Origin of the sequence: Kosakonia sp. MUSA4, assembly GCF_013085925.1 — a bacterium.
Classification (GTDB): Bacteria; Pseudomonadota; Gammaproteobacteria; order Enterobacterales; family Enterobacteriaceae; genus Kosakonia; species Kosakonia sacchari_B.
The window spans coordinates 2,972,009-2,993,859 of the sequence record NZ_CP025697.1 but is presented as its reverse complement, the minus strand read 5'-3'; the positions used below and the strand labels follow the sequence as shown (position 1 = coordinate 2,993,859).

Annotated in this window: 20 protein-coding genes; 19 read left to right on the top strand and 1 reads right to left on the bottom strand. The window is 54.4% G+C overall.

The features are described 5' to 3' along the window. The first annotated feature begins 2 nt into the window (after positions 1–2). From tssC to C0557_RS14170, 3 genes are read left to right on the top strand one after another with little or no spacing between them, the layout of a single operon-like run. The gene (gene tssC, locus C0557_RS14180; RefSeq protein ID WP_208658978.1) at positions 3–1,502 is read left to right on the top strand and encodes a type VI secretion system contractile sheath large subunit; all 1,500 of its coding nucleotides are present in this window, start codon (positions 3–5) and stop codon (positions 1,500–1,502) included. Positions 1,503–1,536: 34 nt separating this feature from the next. Next, positions 1,537–1,998, top strand: a complete 462-nt coding sequence (locus C0557_RS14175; RefSeq protein ID WP_253073724.1) for a Rap1a/Tai family immunity protein — start codon at positions 1,537–1,539, stop codon at positions 1,996–1,998. Next, a complete protein-coding gene (locus tag C0557_RS14170; protein WP_074777535.1) occupies positions 1,995–2,489 on the top strand; it encodes a T6SS effector amidase Tae4 family protein in 495 nt (164 codons plus the stop codon). The genes C0557_RS14175 and C0557_RS14170 overlap by 4 nt, the downstream gene beginning before the upstream one ends. 143 nt (positions 2,490–2,632) lie before the next feature. Here the strand turns inward: C0557_RS14170 and C0557_RS14165 are convergent, their stop codons facing one another. Further along, positions 2,633–2,842, bottom strand: a complete 210-nt coding sequence (locus C0557_RS14165; RefSeq protein ID WP_208658976.1) for a hypothetical protein — start codon at positions 2,840–2,842, stop codon at positions 2,633–2,635. A 263-nt stretch (positions 2,843–3,105) separates the two neighbouring features. On the opposite strand from C0557_RS14165, the gene C0557_RS14160 reads away from it, so the two are divergent. The 16 genes from C0557_RS14160 (at position 3,106) to C0557_RS14085 (ending at position 21,792) form a co-directional block, all read left to right on the top strand. Continuing rightward, a complete protein-coding gene (locus C0557_RS14160; RefSeq protein ID WP_074777531.1) occupies positions 3,106–3,588 on the top strand; it encodes a type VI secretion system tube protein Hcp in 483 nt (160 codons plus the stop codon). A 291-nt stretch (positions 3,589–3,879) separates the two neighbouring features. Beyond that, positions 3,880–4,881 carry a hypothetical protein gene (locus C0557_RS14155; protein ID WP_074777529.1) on the top strand — a complete coding sequence of 334 codons (1,002 nt, stop codon included), beginning with the start codon at positions 3,880–3,882 and terminating at the stop codon, positions 4,879–4,881. A 523-nt stretch (positions 4,882–5,404) separates the two neighbouring features. Then, complete coding sequence (gene tagH, locus C0557_RS14150; protein WP_208658974.1) at positions 5,405–7,192, top strand: type VI secretion system-associated FHA domain protein TagH; 1,788 nt, start codon at positions 5,405–5,407, stop codon at positions 7,190–7,192. Then, on the top strand, positions 7,189–7,983 hold the full coding sequence (locus tag C0557_RS14145) for a PP2C family serine/threonine-protein phosphatase (protein ID WP_007371684.1): 795 nt from the start codon (positions 7,189–7,191) through the stop codon (positions 7,981–7,983). The genes tagH and C0557_RS14145 overlap by 4 nt, the downstream gene beginning before the upstream one ends. A gap of 20 nt (positions 7,984–8,003) precedes the next feature. Continuing rightward, positions 8,004–8,993, top strand: a complete 990-nt coding sequence (locus C0557_RS14140; RefSeq protein ID WP_208658972.1) for a hypothetical protein — start codon at positions 8,004–8,006, stop codon at positions 8,991–8,993. A 9-nt stretch (positions 8,994–9,002) separates the two neighbouring features. After that, entirely contained in the window at positions 9,003–9,815 is an 813-nt protein-coding gene (locus C0557_RS14135; RefSeq protein ID WP_208658970.1) for a type VI secretion system accessory protein TagJ, read from the top strand. Then, positions 9,808–10,377: a type VI secretion system baseplate subunit TssE gene (tssE, locus tag C0557_RS14130; RefSeq protein ID WP_208658967.1), complete on the top strand. Its 570-nt coding sequence runs from the start codon at positions 9,808–9,810 to the stop codon at positions 10,375–10,377. The genes C0557_RS14135 and tssE overlap by 8 nt, the downstream gene beginning before the upstream one ends. 2 nt (positions 10,378–10,379) lie before the next feature. Further along, complete coding sequence (tssF, locus tag C0557_RS14125) at positions 10,380–12,251, top strand: type VI secretion system baseplate subunit TssF (protein ID WP_208658965.1); 1,872 nt, start codon at positions 10,380–10,382, stop codon at positions 12,249–12,251. Beyond that, positions 12,248–13,291 (top strand): type VI secretion system baseplate subunit TssG, encoded by a 1,044-nt coding sequence (gene tssG, locus C0557_RS14120; protein WP_208658963.1) that lies wholly within the window; start codon positions 12,248–12,250, stop codon positions 13,289–13,291. The genes tssF and tssG overlap by 4 nt, the downstream gene beginning before the upstream one ends. Positions 13,292–13,335: 44 nt before the next feature. Continuing rightward, positions 13,336–15,948 (top strand): type VI secretion system ATPase TssH, encoded by a 2,613-nt coding sequence (tssH, locus tag C0557_RS14115; RefSeq protein WP_208658961.1) that lies wholly within the window; start codon positions 13,336–13,338, stop codon positions 15,946–15,948. A 26-nt stretch (positions 15,949–15,974) separates the two neighbouring features. Further along, on the top strand, positions 15,975–17,405 hold the full coding sequence (locus tag C0557_RS14110) for a protein kinase (protein ID WP_208658959.1): 1,431 nt from the start codon (positions 15,975–15,977) through the stop codon (positions 17,403–17,405). A 149-nt stretch (positions 17,406–17,554) separates the two neighbouring features. Next, positions 17,555–17,935, top strand: a complete 381-nt coding sequence (locus C0557_RS14105) for a DcrB-related protein (RefSeq protein ID WP_253073723.1) — start codon at positions 17,555–17,557, stop codon at positions 17,933–17,935. Between the two features lie 58 nt (positions 17,936–17,993). After that, entirely contained in the window at positions 17,994–20,222 is a 2,229-nt protein-coding gene (locus C0557_RS14100; RefSeq protein ID WP_208658957.1) for a type VI secretion system Vgr family protein, read from the top strand. 12 nt (positions 20,223–20,234) lie between these two features. After that, positions 20,235–20,621, top strand: coding sequence for a DUF3592 domain-containing protein (locus C0557_RS14095; RefSeq protein WP_253073722.1), 387 nt, complete (start codon positions 20,235–20,237; stop codon positions 20,619–20,621). 324 nt (positions 20,622–20,945) lie between these two features. Then, positions 20,946–21,329: a hypothetical protein gene (locus C0557_RS14090; protein ID WP_208658955.1), complete on the top strand. Its 384-nt coding sequence runs from the start codon at positions 20,946–20,948 to the stop codon at positions 21,327–21,329. Between the two features lie 76 nt (positions 21,330–21,405). After that, positions 21,406–21,792: a DUF3592 domain-containing protein gene (locus C0557_RS14085; RefSeq protein ID WP_208658952.1), complete on the top strand. Its 387-nt coding sequence runs from the start codon at positions 21,406–21,408 to the stop codon at positions 21,790–21,792. Positions 21,793–21,851 lie beyond the last annotated feature (59 nt).

Below are 21,851 nucleotides of genomic sequence, written 5' to 3'. Positions count from 1 at the left end.
CCATGAGCAATCCTTCGCAACAACATGAACAGCAGGGCGCCCAGGCCTTTAGTCAGGATGAATTTAGCTCGCTGCTGAACAAAGAGTTCCGCCCGAAAACCGACCAGGCGCGTTCTGCGGTAGAAAGCGCGGTGAAAACGCTGGCGCAGCAGGCGCTGGAAAATACCGTGACCTTCTCCAACGACACCTACCGCACCATTCAGAACCTGATTGCCGGTATCGATGAGAAACTGTCGCAGCAGATTAACCAGATTATCCACCATGAAGAGTTTCAGAAGCTGGAGAGCGCCTGGCGCGGACTCAGCCATCTGGTGAATAACACGGAAACGGATGAGATGCTGAAGATCCGCTTTATGAGCATCTCCAAGCAGGAACTGGGCCGTAACCTGAAGCGTTTTAAAGGCGTCGGCTGGGATCAGAGTCCGATCTTCAAAAAAATCTACGAAGAAGAGTACGGTCAGTTCGGCGGCGAACCGTTTGGCTGCCTGGTGGGCGATTACTACTTCGACCACAGTCCGCAGGATGTTGAGCTGCTCGGCGAGATGGCGCGTATCGGCGCGGCGGCGCACTGCCCGTTTATCACCGGCACTGCGCCAAGCGTGATGCAGATGGAATCCTGGCAGGAGCTGGCGAACCCGCGCGATCTGACGAAAATCTTCCAGAACACCGAATACGCCGCCTGGCGTTCACTGCGTGAATCGGAAGATGCCCGTTACTTAGGTCTGGTAATGCCGCGTTTCCTCTCCCGTCTGCCGTACGGCATTCGTACTAACCCGGTGGATAGCTTCGATTTTGAAGAAGAGACCGACGGCGCGAACCACAACAACTACACTTGGGCCAACGCCGCTTACGCGATGGCGACCAACATCAACCGCTCCTTTAAAGAGTACGGCTGGTGCACTTCGATTCGCGGTGTTGAATCCGGCGGGGCGGTGGAAAATCTGCCGTGCCACACCTTCCCGAGCGACGATGGCGGCGTGGACATGAAATGCCCGACCGAGATTGCCATCAGCGATCGCCGTGAAGCGGAACTGGCGAAAAACGGCTTTATGCCGCTGATCCACCGTAAAAACTCTGACTTCGCTGCCTTTATCGGCGCGCAGTCGCTGCAAAAACCGACCGAATACCACGATGTTGATGCCACCGCCAACGCGCGTCTGGCTTCCCGTCTGCCGTATCTCTTCGCCTGCTGCCGTTTTGCGCACTACCTGAAGTGTATTGTGCGCGACAAAATCGGCTCCTTCCGCGAGCGCGACGAAATGGAACGCTGGCTGAACGATTGGGTGATGAACTACGTTGACGGCGACCCGGCCAACTCCTCGCAGGAAACCAAAGCGCGTAAACCGCTGGCAGCGGCCGAAGTGCAGGTGCAGGAGATCGAGGACAACCCAGGCTACTACGCAGCAAAATTCTTCCTGCGTCCGCACTACCAGCTGGAAGGTCTGACCGTGTCGCTGCGTCTGGTGTCAAAACTGCCATCGCTGAAAACCAAAGAGGCGTAAGCAGAAGGTGCCGCAGGCAGGGTGTGCCTGCGGCATGAAGGATTTCATGACAGAAGGATATGCGATGAATCTATACCGAATAGCTGTTAGCGGTCTGCTGGTTTTCTCAACCCTGGTTTTAGCAGAAACACAAACTTATCAATACCCCCGGGCTCAATCATTGCCGGAAGATGATACCTCTGTATTTCCACGCGATCCGTCTCTGTTAACCGGGCACGATGTGAATCTGACTGCCGAACGTTTTTTTAATGCCTGGAACAATAAAGGTAACGAGCGCGAACGTATCAAAGCGGATATGTACTTTCTCGGCGTGTTGGATGCAACGGAAGGGAAAGCGTGGTGTGGGTATAAGAAGATACTGCCGGGTTCTGCCCATGAGTACGTTTTCTCGCGTCTGGCAAAGCTGAGCACTGAACAGCGTAAGCAATCTGCCGCCAACTTTATTGTTGAGTCGATGACGGAATTTCTGCCTTGCAAAAAAGGGAGCCAAAAATGAGACCGTTATACGAGCAATTAAAAAAACAGCATTACTCATCAAATGATACCCGTGCAGGATATGTTGCTCCCGAAGTTTTATTTTCAGAAATTGGCTATGATTATGCCGATTTAATAAGGCAAGGCGAACAATATAAGAATACCTGTGCCGTAAGAATGAGTTTGGCTCTGCTGAAATGTAACATTGAATTTACCGGACGTTTTACAATAAAAAGTGGCCCATATAAAGGTAAGAAATTTGAAATGGGCGCCAAATTGCTGGCTGACCAATTAAATCGGGCCGATGTTTTTGGTAAGGCAGAAATCTACACTGATAAAGTCCAGGGCGGGCGAGCACTTTTAAAGCGCCGGGGTGTGGTATTCTTTAATAAAATTGAGGGTTACGGTGGGGGGCATATCGACATGCTGGAACCGCTGACCAGCAACTCTTTTCTCTGTAACTCAGACTGTTATCCGTATTGTCAGGAAATCTGGTTTTGGGAATTAAAATAACAGTTGGTGGCGTACAAGGAGTTGACCTGTGAATTCACCAAAAAACATCGCTGAAGGGAAGACAAAGGATTGTTTTTACTGGTTGCTATTGTTGCCGCATCCATCGCTATTTACGCCGTCGCGGAAAAAATAAAATCGAAGATTTAATTTTTCCGATAAAACTTAATGGAAAGGATAAAAGCAACAATCACGACGAGTAAAAATACCGCCTTGCCGAAGAGAGTTCCTGAGGCGGCAAGTGTGAAAGTTTCATAGCGGGCGACGTTAGACACTGACTGAATAATATCAATGAAAGTGTAGATGCCGATGACCGCGAAAAAGCAGATAAATAACAGCACAATCCCCTTTTTCATTTTCTGACCATCCAGGTTAATAGAAGATAAAGGGGGATTTTAGGTAGCGCTGTCAGCGTTGTCTAGTGCCAGGCGGACAACAACAATGACGAGTTTTCAATTTCCTGCAATACGCGGGAAAGTGAAAAACTGTACAGCCCCCGGCTGTACAGCAACGAGGCAGAGGTAAAATATGGACGGTTTTATTCGGCCCCATGCTTACCCGTTTGCCATATAAGCGCTTTTTCGAAAGCAATATTTATCATTAACGAAGAGTAAATATTATGGCTATTGATATGTTTCTGAAGGTCGATGGAGTTACGGGTGAATCTAAAGACTCTAACCACACCGGCTGGACTGATATCACATCTTTTTCCTGGGGCGCTTCACAGCCAGGAAATATGAGTGTTGGCGGTGGCGGCGGTGCCGGTAAAGTCAATTTCAACGACCTTCACGTAAATGCACTCATTGATAAATCCACGACGGCTGTCCTGAAACACTGCGCCAGCGGTAAGCACCTGTCCAAGGTTGAGCTTTCCGTCTGCAAAGCCGGTGGCCAGCAGGTTGAATACGCACGTATCACGCTGGAAGATGTGCTGGTGACGTCTGTTCAGTACACCGGTGCGGATAACGGCGACACCGTGGGTGTGACCTATGCATTCCAGGCTGCGAAAGTGAAACAGCAGTACTGGGAGCAGTCCTCTTCCGGCGGTAAAGGTGCTGAAACCAGTGCTGGCTGGAACATCAAGGAAAACAAAGAAGCGTAATGCTGCTCTCTTTTTGACGCGCATTACGGCAGGCACAGAGCACCGACTCTGTGCCTGTATCTCAAAGATGTTGTATCTGATGTCTGACAAAAAAGTTATTCCTCGATCCACTCCACGCAGGGCGAGTTTATGGTGCATTGCCAGAAATAATGAATGCGTGTAGTAACGAAATAGGTTCTAAGAAAGAGTCTGCAACTGGAAACCGTCCTGGTATTCAAACGCAGCCGCTTTATAGAGACGGCCTGTTTGAGCAGTAAATCGTGCGAAAGATATGAGATAAGGAATACAGCAATGAGCGCACAACGCACTATTGCTCCCGGTTATACCGTTGTTCAACAACCCGGCACATTAGATTTTCAGGCCCGACTGCTATATAGCAATCCACAAAGCGAAGCTGCTCGCTATTTTATGCAGATAAACGGGGACACGCCGTGGTTAAAACCTGGACAAATGCTCATTATTGCTGACCCGCAATCAGAAAATAAAATGATGCTGGGGCAGTTATGTCTGGCAAAAACAAAAGTGAATAATGTGCTGAATAGCCTGAGCAATGATGAGGCTGATTTTTTTAATCGTAACTATGCAACGATTGCCGCCCTTACTAACATTATGGATAAATCATTGGGCGTGGCAGGTGATGCAGGCGAGCGCTATTTCAAAGAAATAGGATCTAAATTAAAAGCGATCGAAACGGCGTATCAGAACCAGTTCAGAACGAGCGGGGCTTTGATTGGAGAACAATTCGTTGTAGAAAGAAAACGTCTCTTCGGAGAACTTAGCCAGCTTCTGAATAAGTTATCCCGATTAGCATTAAAATTAAAACCATACGAAGATTTACGACATGCACTCGGGCTTTCCAGCCGTTCGATCGTACATGAGTGGACGACTGCGGGAGTCGGTGGCATCAAAGGCTATTCCACCTGGATTGAGAACGCCGCAAAATCGGCTCGTTTCATGAAGATGGGTGGGTGGGTTGCTATCGGTTTCGCAGGTATGAATTCCACTAATGAGGTTTACCATGCTTGCACCGCTGGTCGTGAAAATGAATGTGTTAAGGTGGCGGTAAAGGAATATAGCAAGTTTGGCGCAAGTATAGCTGGCGGCATTTATGGTGGTACAATGGGCTCACTGGCTGCTGGTGCTGTTTGTGTTGCACTTGGCGTTATGAGCGGTGGATTAGGCTATCTGGCCTGCTCAATTGTTGGTGCCGCTGTGGGCGGGTATCTGACAGGCGAAGTTGCGGGGACTGTAGCAGGTAAAAGTGCAGAATTTATTGTGGATAAAGTATTATGACAATGCAGTTGGCACTGATTATTCTCAATATATTATTTATTTTGTTGTTATTGATCATGACAGTGGTAACGTCGCGATATTTCAAAAGGCATGAAGTTTCGTACAACGAATTATTGACTGAATACAGAAGTAACGGATTTGATCTGGATCTGGTTACAAATTACTCATCTTTTTTTGGCTCGTTACTGAATCATCATAAAATTATTTATTTCGTCAGATTGTACAAAGGCGTAAAAATGAAATTCGCGCCAGATCGCAATGTCCAGCCTGAAGCGTATGCCTATATCCAACAATTACCTCAAGAAAAAATGGGCTGGATACTCAGACTTCATAGGTTGTATATGATCCAACATACAATTACAGGGTTCTGGCTTTGCGAGATGTTAATTTTTATTTATCTTTACGGCTGATAATATCTTTGTCGGAAACGATTTTAGAATGCCTAATTTGGCGGTATTCAAACGCAGCCGCTTTATGGAAAACGGCGCCGTTTGAGTGCACATAACTCCAGCAGGAATATGCTATGCGATTCACGATTATTACCAGTAAACCCGGTCATCAGCCGCCGCAAAGCCGCTGCGACTTTTATCCGCCTGGCGGCACTATCGGCCGCGGCACTGATAACAACCTGGTGCTGCCGGATAACGACCGCTCCATTTCTCGCTTACAGGCGATTGTTCATATCGCCGGTAATGGCGAGTGTCGCATCACCAATCGCGGCAATGTGACCCGCGTAGTGCTGAATGATATTCCCCTGGAACGTGGCCGTCAGGTCGAATTGCAGGATGGCGATATTCTGGGCATTGATGAATACCGTATCGAAGTGACCGAGCTGATTCAGGATACGCAGCCGGTAAGCCGTATGGCGGAGGAGATGTATCCGAAGCACGTTCAGCCGCAAGTGGCCAAACCGGCACCCGCCCCGGTGCCGAAAAGCGCAGCGGAAAACGCCCCGGCGTCAGTGCCCACGGAAATCTGGGACAGCCTGATGCAGGAGTTCTCCATCTCCGACAGCATCTCCAGCAACCGGGCGAAAACGCCGGAAGCGCAAAATCTTAACCCCTTTGCCGCGCCGAAAGAGCCGGAGCGTAACCCGGAAGATCCGCTCTCACTGTTGAATAACAACGAGCCGCTGGTGACGCCGAAAACGCTCGCCTCCGATCAGCTGTTTAACGATGAACAGCTCTTTAAAAATGACAGCATCTTTAACGACGCCACGCCATCCACGCTGGTGCCGCCGGTTGAGCGTACCGCGCAAAAACCTGCGCCGGAAGCGGATGAACTGGATCCGCTGGCGCTGTTTGGCGGCGGCAGCACGTCGGCGGCACGCAGCGACGATCCGCTTGGACTGTTAAGCGGCGCAGTGCCGCTGGCGCATGCCGATGAGATTGTTCCGGCGAAACCCGCCGAGCCAATCATCACCGATCCGCACAGCGCGACGCCGCCGCAACAGCCGCAGCCGATCATCACCGAACTGCGCGCGGAAGATCTCAGCGGCACGCCGCTGTTCGTCGATGATGAGCCGGAACCGGTGTCGGAGCCGCAGGATTATGCGGGTATCACGCTGCCGACGCCGCAAGCGGTACAGCGCAGCGCGGCGCAAACGCCGAAAGGGCGTCTGCGTATCGATCCGCTCCAGAGCAACAACGAATTGCGAAGCGCGCCAGCCGTCGGCAATGGCGACAGTAGCGATGTGCTGAAAGGCGAGCTGCTGGATGCGTTACTGGAAGGTATGGGGCTTGGCGATATGCAGCCGGTGCCGCAGTTTGATAAAGAGAACATGCGTCAGCTCGGCCAGATGCTGAGCATGTTCTCCCAGGGCACCGTTGCGCTGTTGTCCTCGCGCTCGATTCTGAAACGCGGCGTTAAAGCCGATATGACAATGGTGCTGGATGACGCCAACAACCCGTTCAAGCTGCTGCCATCGGGCAAAACCGTGCTGATGCAGATGTTTGGTACGCGGATGCCTGGCTTTATGCCGCCGAAAAAGTCGGTGCGCGATGCGCTGATCGACTTACAGGCGCACCAGTTGGGCATGATTTCCGGTATCCGCGCGATTATCGCCGCGATGTTGCAGTCGTTTAACCCGGAACAACTGGAAGATGATGCCAAACGCGACGGCGCCACCGCGCGTCTTGGCATGCTCTCGAACCGTAAAGCCGCCCTGTGGGACTACTTTGTACGTACTTACGCGCAAACGGCGGGTGAAATTGATGATGACTTCCATACCCTGTTTGGCGAAGCGTTCCTCCACGCTTATGACATGGAGGTTAACCAGTACAAAGACTCACAAAGCGGATCGGAAGAATGAATATCAGCACGGCTTCCATATCCCGACAGGGCGAACGTGCCAGTAATCAGGATCAGACCGGGGAGAACATCGGCGAACGTGCCGCCTGCTTTGTGGTATGTGACGGCATCGCCGGGTTACCCGGCGGCGACGTAGCGGCCGCACTGGCACGTAATACCATCATTAGCCGGTTTGATGGCGATGAGCACCTGAATGCCCAGTACATTCGGCAGTACGTCAACGATGCTAACCGCGCTATCCGCGAAGAGCAGAAAGCAGTGCAGGATTATCACCGCATGGGCACGACCATGGTCAGCCTGTTTATCGACCGCGATTATCAGCTTGCCTACTGGGCGCACGCGGGCGACAGCCGCCTGTATCTCTTTCGTCGCGGCTGGCTTTATCATGTCACCACCGACCACAGCCTGGTGCAGCAGATGAAAGATGCCGGGCATCAGACCGAAGGCATCAACGGTAACTTGCTCTACTTCGCGCTGGGTCTTGGTGAAGATGAACGCGAGCCAAGCTACAGCGATGTGGTGCCGATTGAAGATGGCGATGCCTTTTTGCTCTGTACCGATGGCTTCTGGCACGGCGTCAGTGAAGAGCAGATGCAACAGTCGCTGCATATGGTGAATACGCCGGACGAGTGGCTGACGCTGATGAATCAAATCCTGCTGAAAAACAGTGTCGGGGCGCAGACCCAGCAGGATAACTATAGCGCCGTAGCGGTGTGGATGGGCACACCTCAGGAGACGACGCTACTGCATACGCTCTCTGAAGCCGCCCAGTTTTTCCCTCTTCGTGATTGATACAGCTTACAAGGACTTTTATGAAACTTTGGCTACCGGGTTTGGCTCTGCTGGCGGTGTGTGGCAGCGTACAGGCAGAAAACTACCGCATCGTGCAATCGCCTTCGCAAAAACTGGATGTCTGGATCGATAACATCGCGGATAACACGCCGAAAAGCTGGTGCAGCAAAACATTGCCGCTGCGTATTGTCGCCAGCGGCGATAAAAAACCAGCCGTACTGAACAACTTTCTACCGCGTCTTGGCGCACTGCTGGAAAACCAGTGCGGCACGCTGACGCAGGTGCACTGGAAATTGACCGATCCTCAGGGCGCGACGCTGGCTGAAGGGACGGCCGATAAAGCGAAAGAGTGGGCACCGGTCGTCACCTCGACGGGCGCAACTTCAACTGCCTCCACTTCCACATCCGCCACCCTGACGCCGCCGACTGAGCGCGCTGAAGATCTCTCCCCGGCCGCTAACCGTACGCCGTGGCAGGAATTTACCCTGCAGGACGGCTGCCATCTGCGCACCTTCTGGCAGGGCGATGCCAGCGCGCCAGCGCTGTTTATTCCGGCGAAAGAGGATGGCAAATGTGAGAAGGGCGGCTGGCTGAACGGGCGCAGCGAAGTGACGCAGATCAGCAACGGCAGCGAGAAAAAGATCACCATGACCTTTGTTCACGGTTTCCCGGTGAGCGGCCTGAGCGACAGCGTTGACGCCGATCGTCTGCTGATCACCACCGTTAACAACGAACGCATGGTCGTCAGCGAAGGCAGCCTGGCGCAGAGCTGGATGATCCTGCCCTACGTTAACAGCCTCAACGGCTGGCAGGCGAACGGCACGGTGGCGGTGGAAATCTCCCGCGATGTCGCCAGCGATGCCAGCCGTTTGCAGGCGCGCCTTGATGAAGTGCGTAAAGCCTGGACGCCGTGGTTCGAACCGGGTACGCACCTTAATATTCTGCTGATCGATTCGTTGCACCCGCAGCTGCGCGATCCGGCGGTCGGGACTTACAAGACCCTGAACTAAGGAGCGGCGATGAACACCTTGTTGCAACAACTGGCGGGCGAGTCCCTGCATGAGAGCCTTGCCCGGCTGGAAAGCCGCATCCGCACCCAGCCAGGCGATGCCGATCTGCGTGCGGCTTTTGCCCAGCTTCTCTGTCTCGACGGCAACTGGCCGCGCGCGCTGGCGCAACTGAAAAGCTGGCAGGCGCTGAAACCGCAGGCGCAACCGACGGTGACGCTGCTGGAGCAGGCCATCAACGGTGAACGCCAGCGTGCCGACGTGATGGCTGGCCGCGCCCGTCCGGTCACGCCAGATCAACAGTGGCCGTGGCTGGCGTCGATGGTCAGCGCGCTGGACCCGGAAGCCACTGAACCTGGCGCGCACCGCGAAGCCGCGCTGGAGAACGCCGAGGCGAACCCCGGCCAGTTAACCACTCAGGATGGCGAAACGCATACTTTCGACTGGCTGATGGATGGCGACTGCCGTTTTGGCCCGGTCTGCGAAGCGATCGTTAACGGCCGCTATTTCTGGCTGCCGTTCAGCGCGATTGCCGCTATGCAGTTTCAGCCGCCAGCCAGCGTCACCGACCTGGTGTGGCGCCATACGCTGGTGCGTTTGCAGGATGGCAGCGAACAGGTGTGCCAGATCCCGGCGCGTTATCCGCTGGATAGCGAAGCCGAAGATCGCTTTAAACTCGCCCGCGTCACCGAGTGGCAGGCGTTACCGGGCGATGCGCCGCACTTCCTGGGCCAGGGGCAAAAAGTCTGGCTCAACGACAGCGACGAGTTCTCGCTGCTCGATCTGGTCACGCTGAGTTTCGACACGGCCGTTGCAGATGAGTAATTCCGCCCACGATGAAGAGAGCGATCTGCTGCGCAGCGGCTGGCGCTCGCGACGCGGCAAAGAGACCGTCGGCGCGCGCGACAAAATGCAGCCGTCGCTGCTCGATCGCCTTACCGATGACGCACCGGACAAAGTTCAGGAGGCGCTGAACAGTAATCTGGTCTCCCATTCCACGCTGCGACGCCACGTGCTGCGTGATTTGCAGTGGTTGTTCAATACCATCAACAACGAAGCGCAGCAGGATCTGAGCGGCTTTGACGAAGTGCGCCGCTCGGTGGTCAATTTTGGCGTGTCGCCGCTGGCGGGCAAGCGGATGTCGGACATCGAATGGCAGGATATTCAGCGCAAGCTGACCAACGCGATTTTGTATTTTGAACCGCGCATTTTGCCGCAGGGCTTACAGGTTCGCTGCATCTCCGATACCCAGTCGCTGGATCTGCACAACGTGCTGTCGATTGAGATCAAAGGGCGCTTGTGGTGCGTGCCGTATCCGCTGGAGTTTCTGTTCCGCACGGATGTGGATCTGGAAAACGGGCATTTCGAACTGAAAGACGCGGGGTAATCATGGACAGCAAATTACTGGACTACTACAACCGCGAACTGGCCTGGCTGCGCGAAATGGGCCAGGAGTTTGCCGGGCGCTATCCGAAAGTGGCCGGACGCCTCGGCATGCGCGGCATGGACGTTGCCGATCCGTATGTCGAACGCCTGATGGAGGGCTTTGCTTTCCTGACCTCCCGCGTGCAACTGAAAATGGACGCCGAATTTCCCCGCTTCTCCCAGCGTCTGCTGGAGATGGTGGCGCCCAACTATCTCGCGCCGACGCCGTCGATGGCGATTGCGGAGCTGACGCCGGACAGCGCGAAAGGGGATCTGAGCAACGGCTTTGTGGTGCCGCGCGGCACCATGATGGACAGCCAGGTGATGAAGAAGAACGGCGTCACCTGTAGCTATACCACCGCCCATGATGTCACGCTGTTACCGCTGAAAATCAGCCAGGTGGAACTGGGCGGCGTACCTGCCGATCTGCCGCTGGCGAACGTTGGTCTGAGCCAGCGCGGGGCGCAAAGCGCGCTGCGAGTTCGTGTGAGCTGCGACGGCCCGGTCAACCTCGGCCATCTCGATTTCGATCGCCTGGAACTGTTCCTCAGCGGCCCGGATATGCAGGCGCTGAAACTGCTGGAACTGCTGATGGGCCATCAGGTGGGCATTGTTTGCCAGGCCAACAGCGCCGGTGCGCCGTTGCAGGTGCTGGCCGATGACGCATTGCAGCAAGAAGGCTTTGCCGCCAGCCAGTCGCTGCTGCCGGACGATCTGCGCAACTTCGACGGCTACCGTCTGTTGCAGGAGTATTTCGCCTTCCCGCAGCGTTTTCTGTTTATTAGCCTTCAGGGGCTGCGTTCGATGGTGGTGCAAAGCGGCGATGCCACCTCGTTCGATATCATCATTCTGCTGGATAAAGCCGATGGGCAACTGGAGCGGGTGGTGGATAAAAACCACCTTGCGCTGCACTGCACGCCGGTGATTAACCTGTTCCCGAAAGTGGCCGAAAGGCAAAAACTGAGCGAAAACCAGCACGAATACCACCTGGTGGTGGATAACATTCGCCCGCTCGATTACGAAATCTACGCGGTGCGTAAAATCCACGCCAGCGTCGATGGTCAGCGCGATGAGCAGACGTTTCGCCCGTTCTGGAGTAGCTGGAGCCAGGATGAAGGCAACTATGGCGCTTACTTCTCCGTGCGCCGCGAGCAGCGTGCGTTATCGGAACATGCGCAGCGCTACGGTACCCGTACCGGCTATATCGGTTCCGAAGTCTTTGCCTCGCTGGTCGATGAGCAGCATGCGCCGTGGCGCGAAGATTTACGCTACATCACCGCGGAAGTGCTGTGTACCAGCCGCGACTTACCGCTGATGTTGCAGCAGGATATGGGGCAGTTCGTGATGCCGGATTCGCTGCCGGTGAAATCCCTGCACCTGCGTAAAGGCCCGACGCCGCCGCGACCGGCGCTGGCGGAGGGGTTAAGCACCTGGCGGTTGATCAGCCAGCTACAGATGAACTATCTCAGCCTGATGGACGGTGACGAGGGTGAAGGTGCGGCCGCGCTGCGCCAGCTTCTGGGCCTGTACACGCGGCTGGCGGAAGCGCCGGTGGCGCGCCAGATCGACGGCGTGCGCCACTGCGTGCTGGAACCGGTACACCGTCGCGTGCCGGAGCCGGGGCCGATCGTGTTTGCTCGCGGCATTGGCATTACGCTGACGGTTGATGAGCAGGCGTTTTCCGGCTTCAGCCCGTGGCTGTTCGGCAGCGTGCTGGAGCGCGTTTTCGCCCGACTGGTGGGCATGAACAGCTTTACCGAGTTCACCCTGAAAAGCCAGCAGCGCGGTGAAATCGGCTACTGGCCGCCGCGCATGGGCAAGAGGGCGCTGATATGAGCGAAGCCCCAACCAGCGCGCCGCAGATTGTTCGCGCCAGTTCGCTGCCGGAGGCATTCTGGCAGAACGTGATGGCCACGCCGTGGCGCTACGATCTGTTCAGCCTGCTGCGGCGTATTGACGCCCGCGGCGGGGAACGTTACCCGCTCGGGCGCGCGCCGCTGCCGCGTTTCGAATCGGTGCGCATCGGGCAAAAACCGTCGCTGGGCTTTGCGCCCTCGACCCTTGCCGACGTGCGTAAGCGCGACGGTTCGCCGCTGTATGATATCTCCATTCTCAGTTTCGGGCTGTTCGGCCCGAACGGTCCGCTGCCGATCCATTTGACGGAATATGCCCGCGAACGCATCGATCATCACCAGGACGAGAGCCTCAGCGCCTTTGCCGATCTGTTTCACCACCGGCTGTCGCTGCTGTTTTATCGCGCATGGGCCGATGCGCAGCCGACGGTGTCGCTCGACCGGGGCGACAACAAACGCTTTGAGCAGTACATCGCTTCGCTAATCGGCATGGGGCAACCGGGGCAACTGGAAAAAGGCAGCCTCAGCCCGCATGCGCGTTTTGCGCTGGCCGGGCATCTGACGCGCAACGGACGCGATCCAGAAGGGCTGGAGAAGATCCTGCGCTGCTATTTCAATGTGCCGGTGTCCATCGTCGAAAACGTGCCGCAGTGGATGCCGCTAAGCGAACGCGAACGCGCGCGTTTGCAGGGCGGTCGCCATGCGCCACGCCTTGGACAGTCGGCCTTTCTGGGTAAAGCCGTGCGCGATGTGAGCCATAAGTTTCGCATCGAAATTGGCCCGCTGACCGCCGAAACTTACCGGCGTTTCTTGCCCGGTGAAAAAGCCGTGACCGAGATGCGCGACTGGGTGCGCCAGTACCTGGGCATCGAATATGAGTGGGCGCTGCGCGTGATCCTGCGCCATGAAGATGTTGCTGGCGCCACGCTTGGCGGTGCAGGTCGCCTGGGTTACAGCGCCTGGCTTGGCGCTCAGCCGCAGCCGCAACCGCGCGGAGATTTGGTATTCAGCCCGGAAGGATAACCTTTCGTCTTATTCATCTGACGTGACAACTAACGGAATTTACAATGTCGGAAATTAGCCGCGCCGTCCTGTTCGGCAAACTCGATACGCTGTTATTTACCTCGCTGGAAAGCGCCACCGCGTTTTGCAAACTGCGTGGCAACCCCTACGTCGAACTGGTTCACTGGCTGCACCAGTTGATGCAACAGTCGGATGGCGACCTGCAACAGGTGATCCGCCACTTTTCGCTGAATGAAGAGGCGCTGACGCGGGATATCGTTGCCGCGCTCGATAAACTGCCGCGCGGCGCGAGCTCTGTCTCCGATCTCTCGGAACACATTGATACCGCCGTTGAGCGGGCGTGGGTTTACGGTTCGCTGAAATTTGGCGTGACGCGCATTCGCGGCGGCCATCTGCTGGCGGGGATCCTGAAAACCTGGAGCCTGGCGACCGTGCTGAAAGGCATTTCGTCGCAGTTTGAGCGGGTGAGCGCCGATGCACTGCTCGACAACTTCGAAGCGATTTTCGCCAACAGTAAAGAGACGCAGCAGACGGCAACCGCCGTTGGCGATACCGCCGCTGCGCCGCAACAGCAGGGCACGCTGGCGCAATACGGCCAGGATCTGACCGCCAGAGCGCGCGACGGCAAAATCGATCCGGTGGTGGGCCGCGACGAAGAGATCCGCCAGATGGTCGATATTTTGATGCGTCGCCGTCAGAACAACCCGCTGTTAACCGGCGAAGCCGGGGTCGGAAAAACGGCGGTAGTGGAAGGATTAGCGCTGCGCATTGCCGCAGGCGATGTGCCGGAACCGCTGGCGAACGTGCAACTGTGGCTGCTGGATATCGGCATGTTGCAGGCGGGTGCGGGCATGAAAGGCGAGTTCGAAGCGCGGCTGCAGGCGTTGATCAACGAAGTGCAATCCAGCCCGACGCCGATCATTCTGTTTATCGACGAAATTCACACCCTGATTGGCGCAGGCGGCCAGCAGGGCACCGGCGATGCCGCCAACCTGCTGAAACCGGCGCTGGCGCGCGGACAGTTGCGTACCATCGGCGCGACCACCTGGGCGGAATATAAAAAATACATTGAGAAAGATCCGGCATTAACCCGCCGCTTCCAGACCGTACAGGTTGCCGAGCCGGATGAAGAAAAAGCGGTATTAATGCTGCGCAGCACGGTTTCCGCGCTGGAGAAACACCATCGCGTGTTGCTGCTTGATGAAGCGGTCGTTGCCGCCGTGAAGCTCTCTCACCGCTACATTCCGGCGCGTCAGTTACCGGATAAAGCCGTGGCGTTGCTCGATACGGCCTGCGCCCGCGTCGCCGTCAGCCAGAGCGCGCCGCCGCCACAACTGGAAGATTGCCTGCACCGCATTGCCGCGCTGGAGGTGGAGATTGAGATTGCCAACCGCGAAGCGAAAATGGCGGCAGGCGACAGCGGACGGGTAGAGAAATTAACCGCCGCGCGTCAACAGCAGGAGCAACTGCGCGATGAACTGACGCAGCGCTGGCAGCAGGAGCAGGCGCTGGTGGATGCCATCATCGCGCTGCGTGCGCAGTTGCACACCGCGGCGGAAGAAGAGTTGGCCGGTTTACGTGATTCGCTGGCGCAGCAGCAACTGGCGCTTAAAACATTGCAGGGCGACGCGCCGCTGCTGTTCACCTCGGTTGATGCCAACGTGGTGGCGGCGGTGGTATCCGACTGGACCGGCATTCCGCTGGGACGGATGGTGAAAAATGAAATCGATGCGGTGCTGAAGCTGGCGGATACGCTGAATGAGCGCGTGATCGGCCAGCGTCATGGTCTGGAGTTGATCGCCAAACGCGTGCGCACCTCGCGCGCCCGCCTCGACGATCCGAACAAACCGGTCGGCGTGTTTATGCTCTGCGGCCCTTCCGGCGTGGGTAAAACCGAAACTGCGCTGGCGCTGGCGGAATCGCTGTATGGCGGCGAGCAGAACGTTATCACCATCAATATGAGCGAGTTCCAGGAAGCGCACACCGTCTCGACGCTGAAAGGCGCGCCTCCGGGCTACGTTGGTTATGGTGAAGGCGGCGTGTTAACCGAAGCCGTGCGCCGTCGCCCATACAGCGTGGTGCTGCTGGATGAGATCGAAAAAGCGCATCCGGACGTGCATGAAATCTTCTTCCAGGTGTTTGATAAAGGCTGGATGGAAGATGGCGAAGGCCGCCATATCGATTTTCGCAATACCATCATCATTCTGACCTCGAATGTTGGCACCGAGTTGATTACCGGCATGTGCGCCGATCCGGAACTGATGCCGGAACCGGACGCGCTGCGCGATGCGCTGCGTCCGCCGCTGCTGCAGGTTTTCCCGCCCGCGTTGCTCGGGCGTTTGCTGGTGGTGCCTTATTTCCCGCTCAGCGACGAGATGCTGGCGCAGATTGTGCGTTTGCAGCTTAAGCGCATTCAGCGCCGTCTGGAGGAGAACCACGGCATTGTCTCGGAAATCGATGACAGCGTGGTCGGACAGATTGTGGCGCGCTGTACCGAAGTTGAATCAGGCGGCCGTATGGTGGACGCCATCCTTACGAACACTTTGCTGCCGATGATGAGCCAGCTATTACTCGACGCCAGCGCGCGGGACGAGCAATATAAGCGCTTACGTGTCACGCTCGAGCAGGGTGAGTTTCACTGTCAGTTTGCGGCGTAAAGCCATTATCAAGAGAGTTTTCCACTATGACGGATCACGATAACAACCGGAGTGTACCGAACGCACTGCCGCCAGGATATCGCTTCAACGAGTTCGAAATTAAAGAAGTGATTGGCGGCGGTGGTTTTGGCATCGTCTATCGCGCCTGGGATCATCAGCTTGAACGCACCATCGCGATTAAAGAGTTTATGCCCTCTTCACTGGCTGTACGCAACGACGACATGACGCTGGTGCTGCGCAGCGAGCGTTTCAGCAAAGCTTTTACCGCCGGGCTGAACAGTTTTATCCAGGAAGCGCGTCTGCTGGCGCGTTTTAACCACCCGAACCTGCTGCACGTGCTGCGTTTTTGGGTGCAGAACGATACCGCTTATATGGGCACGGTGTTCTACAGCGGCACCACGCTTTCCCGCCTGCGCGAGAAAAACCCAACGCTGATTAACGAAGCGTGGATCCGCCGCATGCTGCCGATGCTGCTGGGTGCCATCAAAACCATCCATGACGAAGGGTATCTGCACCGCGATATCTCGCTGGATAACATCCAGATCCAGGATAACGACTTGCCCGTACTGCTCGATTTCGGCTCCGCGCGCCGCAGTATTGGTTCGGTTTCGGACGAAACGGAAACCATGCTGCGTCCGGGCTATGCGCCGATCGAACAATACACCGACGACAACGAAAGCGAGCAGGGGCCGTGGACCGATATTTACGCCCTCGGCGCGGTGCTGCATACGCTGATTATCGGTTCGCCGCCGCCGGTCAGCGTGGTGCGCAGCATTCAGGACACCTATATGCCGCTGACGCAGCGCAACCTGCCAGGGTACACCCCTTCGCTGTTGCAGGCGGTGGATCGCGCGCTGGCGTTGAAGATGGAAGATCGTCCGCAGACCGTGGATGAGTTCGCTGCGCTGATTGAGATGCCGGTTGCCGGGCTGGGGGATGTGTTGAGCATTAAACAGCCTGGCACCATGCTGGTACCGGTTGAAGAGGCAGAAGAAAAACCGGCGGCGCCGGGCTGGCAGCGCTACAAATTGCCAGGCCTGGTGGCGGCAGGCGTGATTGTCGGCATTGTCGCCGGGGCAATGTTGTTCGGCGGCAGTTCAGCGCCGGAAGATGCCGCGGCGCAAACCGCCAGCGTGACGCCGGAAGAACAACCTGCGCCGCCAGTACAGCAGACTGTGCGGGAAGCGCCTGCCGTACAGACGCCGCCACCCGCGCAGACCGCAGCACCAGTGGCCAGCCAGACGCCGGTCGCGCAACTTTTTGTGCGCATGAAAGAGGGCGAAAAACTGAGCCTCAATGGCGAAGCACAGTCGGTTTCTCCGGCGACCAATGGGTTTGCCTCACTGAAACTGCAACCCGGTCGTTACGAAGTGCTCCTGCAGGGAAATGGTCAGAGCCGCAGCCAGACCATCACCATTGCTAAACCGGGCACCTGGTTAATTAATCCACAACCTTAATCAACACTATTTCGCCGGGTAATATTGTGCCCGGCAAAACGCGGGGAGAATTATCTCCCCCACATCTCTTTCGCATTACAAATAATGTGATGTCGTCCTGTATCGATCGTTACGGTTGTATCGCCCGACATATTAAAAAAGACAGAGCCATGAATTTATTAACACACAGCAATAACGGTGACAGTGAATTTACGTTTGTCGTGTCTCGAACCAGTGCTCAACCCGATGATAAAGTTCATACCGTCGCCGCAAAAAAAGCACGTGAGCTGGAAATAACTCTCACAGATTTTCATCTTGAATCTTCACAAATGCTGGAAGTGGATGGTTATCCCGCCGTTGAACTTTTTTATCAATTCAAAAATGATAACCGCGTTATTTATCAGCGTCAGACGCTAATTTTACTGGATGATGCGGTCGCCGGGAAAAAGATGGTCAGCTATGTAGGCACCTGTCCAGGTGAATTCAGTGAATATCATCAAAAACAATACCAGGAAATAATCCAGAGCATTAAATTTCATCGCGCAAAATAAAACATATCAGTGATGCAGTTATTATCGCTGAGATAAACTTAATTACGGATGCTACGTTATGGTGAACAGAATATCGGTCAGGCTGCCCGTTGAGGGGCTGCTTTTCTGGAAACTCTCCGGGCGCGAGGCGCTGTCGGAGCCGTTTACGCTGGCGCTGACGGTACTGGGGACGGATGCGCGCATCGACCGCAGCAGGCTGCTGGGCCAGCCGGTGACGGTGACGGTCCCGACGCAGACGGGCACGCGTTACTTCAACGGGAAAGTGACCCGCGTGGCGGTGAGCGCGACGGAGCTGTCGGGCACGCGCTACGCGGTGTACCAGCTGACGGCCGAACCGGATGTGTGGCCGATGAAGCGCGACCGCAACCTGCGCATCTTCCAGGGGCAGACGGTACCGCAGATTGTGAAAACGCTGCTCGGCGAATACCAGGTGAACCTGGAGGACCGGCTGACCGGCAGTTACCGCGTCTGGGATTACTGCGTGCAGTACCAGGAGAGCAGCTTCGACTTCATCAGCCGCCTGATGGAGCTGGAGGGAATTGCCTACCACTTCAGGCATGAAGCCGACAGACACACGCTGGTGCTGACCGACGCCGCCTCCGAATTTAAACCCTTCCCCGGTTACGAAACCATTCCCTACCACCAGACGCCGTCCGGCGGCAGCACGGATGAAGAGGGCATCAGCCAGTGGGCGCTGGAGGACAGCGTCACGCCGGGCATTTACAGCCTGGATGACTATGATTTCCGCAAGCCGAATGCGTGGCTGTTCCAGGCGCGGCAGAACCCTTCGTCGCCGCAGCCGGGGAGCATTGACGTGTATGACTGGCCGGGACGTTTTGTCGAGCACGGCCACGGCGAGTTTTACGCGCGCATCCGCCAGGAGCGCTGGCAGGTGGAGCACCAGCAGATTCAGGGCACGGCCACGGCGATGGGCGTGGCGCCGGGCAGCACCTTCACGCTGTATAACGCGCCCTTTTTCAGCGATAACGGCGACTACCTGACCACCGCCGCGACCTACTTTTTTGAAGAGAACCGCTACGCCAGCGGCAGCGACGGGGAAACGGAGCACCGCATCGACTTTACGGTTATTCCGTCGTCGGTGGTGTACCGCCCGGCGGCGGTGACGGCGTGGCCGCGCACCTACGGCCCGCAGACGGCGAAAGTGGTCGGCCCGCAGGGGGAGAGCATCTGGACGGACAGATATGGCCGGGTGAAGGTGAAGTTTCACTGGGACCGGCAGGCGAAGGGGGATGACACCAGCTCCTGCTGGGTGCGGGTCTCCAGCGCCTGGGCAGGCCAGGGGTTTGGCGGGGTACAAATCCCGCGCGTCGGCGACGAAGTGGTGATCGACTTTATCAACGGCGATCCGGACCGGCCGATCATCACCGGGCGCGTCTATAACGAAGCCAGCATGCCGCCGTGGTCGTTGCCGGATGACTCCACCCGCATGGGCTTTATGACCCGCAGTAAAGATGGCAATAAAGATAACGCCAGCTACTTGTTCTTTGAGGATCGTCCCGGCAGTGAATCCGTTGAGCTTCATTCTGAAAAAGACATGAAAGTGTCAGTCGAGAATGATAAGACGGTGAATGTTGATGGCAACCGCACCACCACGATCCTGAAAGAGCAGAAAGATGATGTCACTGGTGACGGCACGTTCTACTACCGCGCAAAACGCACCACTACCGTGGATGATGCAGAAAGCACAACGTTCAATAATGGCCACACGGAAACCATTAAGAATGGTCGTACGCTGAATATCACCAGTGGTGGTGATACCGTAACGATAAAAGGTGGACGCACGACCAATATTGAAGGGACTGAATTGCACCATGTCACCGACAAGCTAACAGAAAAATATGATAGCGGTCAGGAGACAACCATTGCTGCGGGGGGCCTGTCAGTAAATGTTAATGATGGGAATTGGACACAAAATGTTAATAGTGGAGAAATTAGCATTTATAGTCCAGGTTTAATAAAGATTACAAGTGGAACAAAAGTGATGATCGAGTCTCCAACATTTGAAACGACTGATGCTAACAAACATTCTTATGCTCATAGCGCACTGACATATATTAAAGAACATACTAAAAGTGAACTTTACGCTGCAACATTTAAAGGGCTTAGTCTTAGTTATGCCCAAACATATGCTAGCATTACGCCAATTTCTTTTTCACATAAATCATTCGAAAAGAAAAATTCCGCAATGGAGTTAAAAACAATAGGTTGCTTTATCACCTCCGGAGGCGTTCACTGGAGCTCTAAAGCATTGACCCTTCTTGTTTAAATGGAGTTGAGAATGTTTGATATGATATATTCTTGGGGTAGTGGTCTGCTTATCATTATCGGCGTTATTGCTTTTGGTCGGGTTATTATTACTGATATTATCCCGACGGTTAAAAGTGGGTTTGTCGAGAGTCGGGTGGCTAAAATAGGCATTGCAGTTAATGCTGATATTATAGCGGCGCAGCAGACAAGTTCATGGGGCGGAAATAAACCGATCTATCAAATTACATTTCATTATAAAACTGTAGATGGGCGGGATATGGAATCAAGTCTACAGAAAGCGTTAAGTTTTGAGGAGATTGAAAAATATAAGCCTGGCAATGGTACGACAATAAAATATGACCCCAAAGATCCTGGTAAGATTGCATTTTATGATAAACCGCTGATTCTTGGCGATTAGGTATTATTTCTTTTTTTATAATAAATATGTTGCTGTAGATTAAAATGAACATAATTTATTTTTACCTTTGAAGCCACTATTGAAAGTGAGAAAAATTATGAGGCAGCTGCAGTTGTCAAGGTATCAGACATTGGGGAATTGAAAGAAGGGTTACCTGTGATTGTTAAGTTCAGCGGTGATTCTCCGCAGAACATAGCGCTCATAGATGTTGTTTATGATCCCTCTCAGTGAATCTGGTAACACAGTAATAATATTTATTTTACTCAATCTTATATATGAGAAAGTCATCATAAAATGTCCTTTCTGCGGAGATATGGCGAGATAATGTCTATCTTTAGTATTGTTAATGCTGTTTTAACATTTGTTATTATCTTTGGCGCTTATTATGTGGCACACCGAATGATTCGCAATACGCAAGTGCGAGAACAATCTTACATTCAGCAAGGGATTGATGTGAATGTGAAAATTTTATCGATGAAACAAACAGGTTTATTCATTAATAATAACCCTGTTGTTGAAATGGAGTTGCGGGTTGTTGAGCCAATGAATAACAAATCATGGTTGATCGAAAAACATAAAGAAACCGTTATGTTAATCACTCTTGATGCGTGGCAGGTCGGTAATACCTATCAGGCTAAAACGGATAAAGACGGCAAGAAAATTGTTTTTGTCAGAGACGATAACGATCGACCACTGCTTGCGAATTGATAAGTGGGAATTAGCCAGGTAAAATTAATCGACTCTGCGTTATTTGATCCGCGTTTTTATTTGAATGAGTATAGAAATGGATGCTGTTTTTATCATATCAATGGTCGTTATTGCACTTGTCTTTGGTGTCTTTCCCATCGCGAGATTTCTTTACACCACGCTTTATCCCTATCTTAAAGACGGCTTTTCGCAGGATGCGGTATTGAAAAATGGGGTTGCCGTTAACGCTGATATTATTCACACCGAGCAAACAAGCAGTTGGGACGGGAATAAACCGGTGTATAAATTAACACTCAGATTTAAGACGGAAGAGCAAGATCTGGTTGAGGCGACAACAATGAAGGCCTTGACCTTTAAAGAAATCGAGCAGTTTAAAGAAGGTAATGGCACGACGATAAAATATGATCCGAAGGATCCAAAGAAAATCGCTATTTATGACAAGCCGCTAGTACTTGGTCAATAAATAAAGATGCCAGTATGAATTGGGAACCGGTCGATAATGACTCAATTCGCGCTGGCATT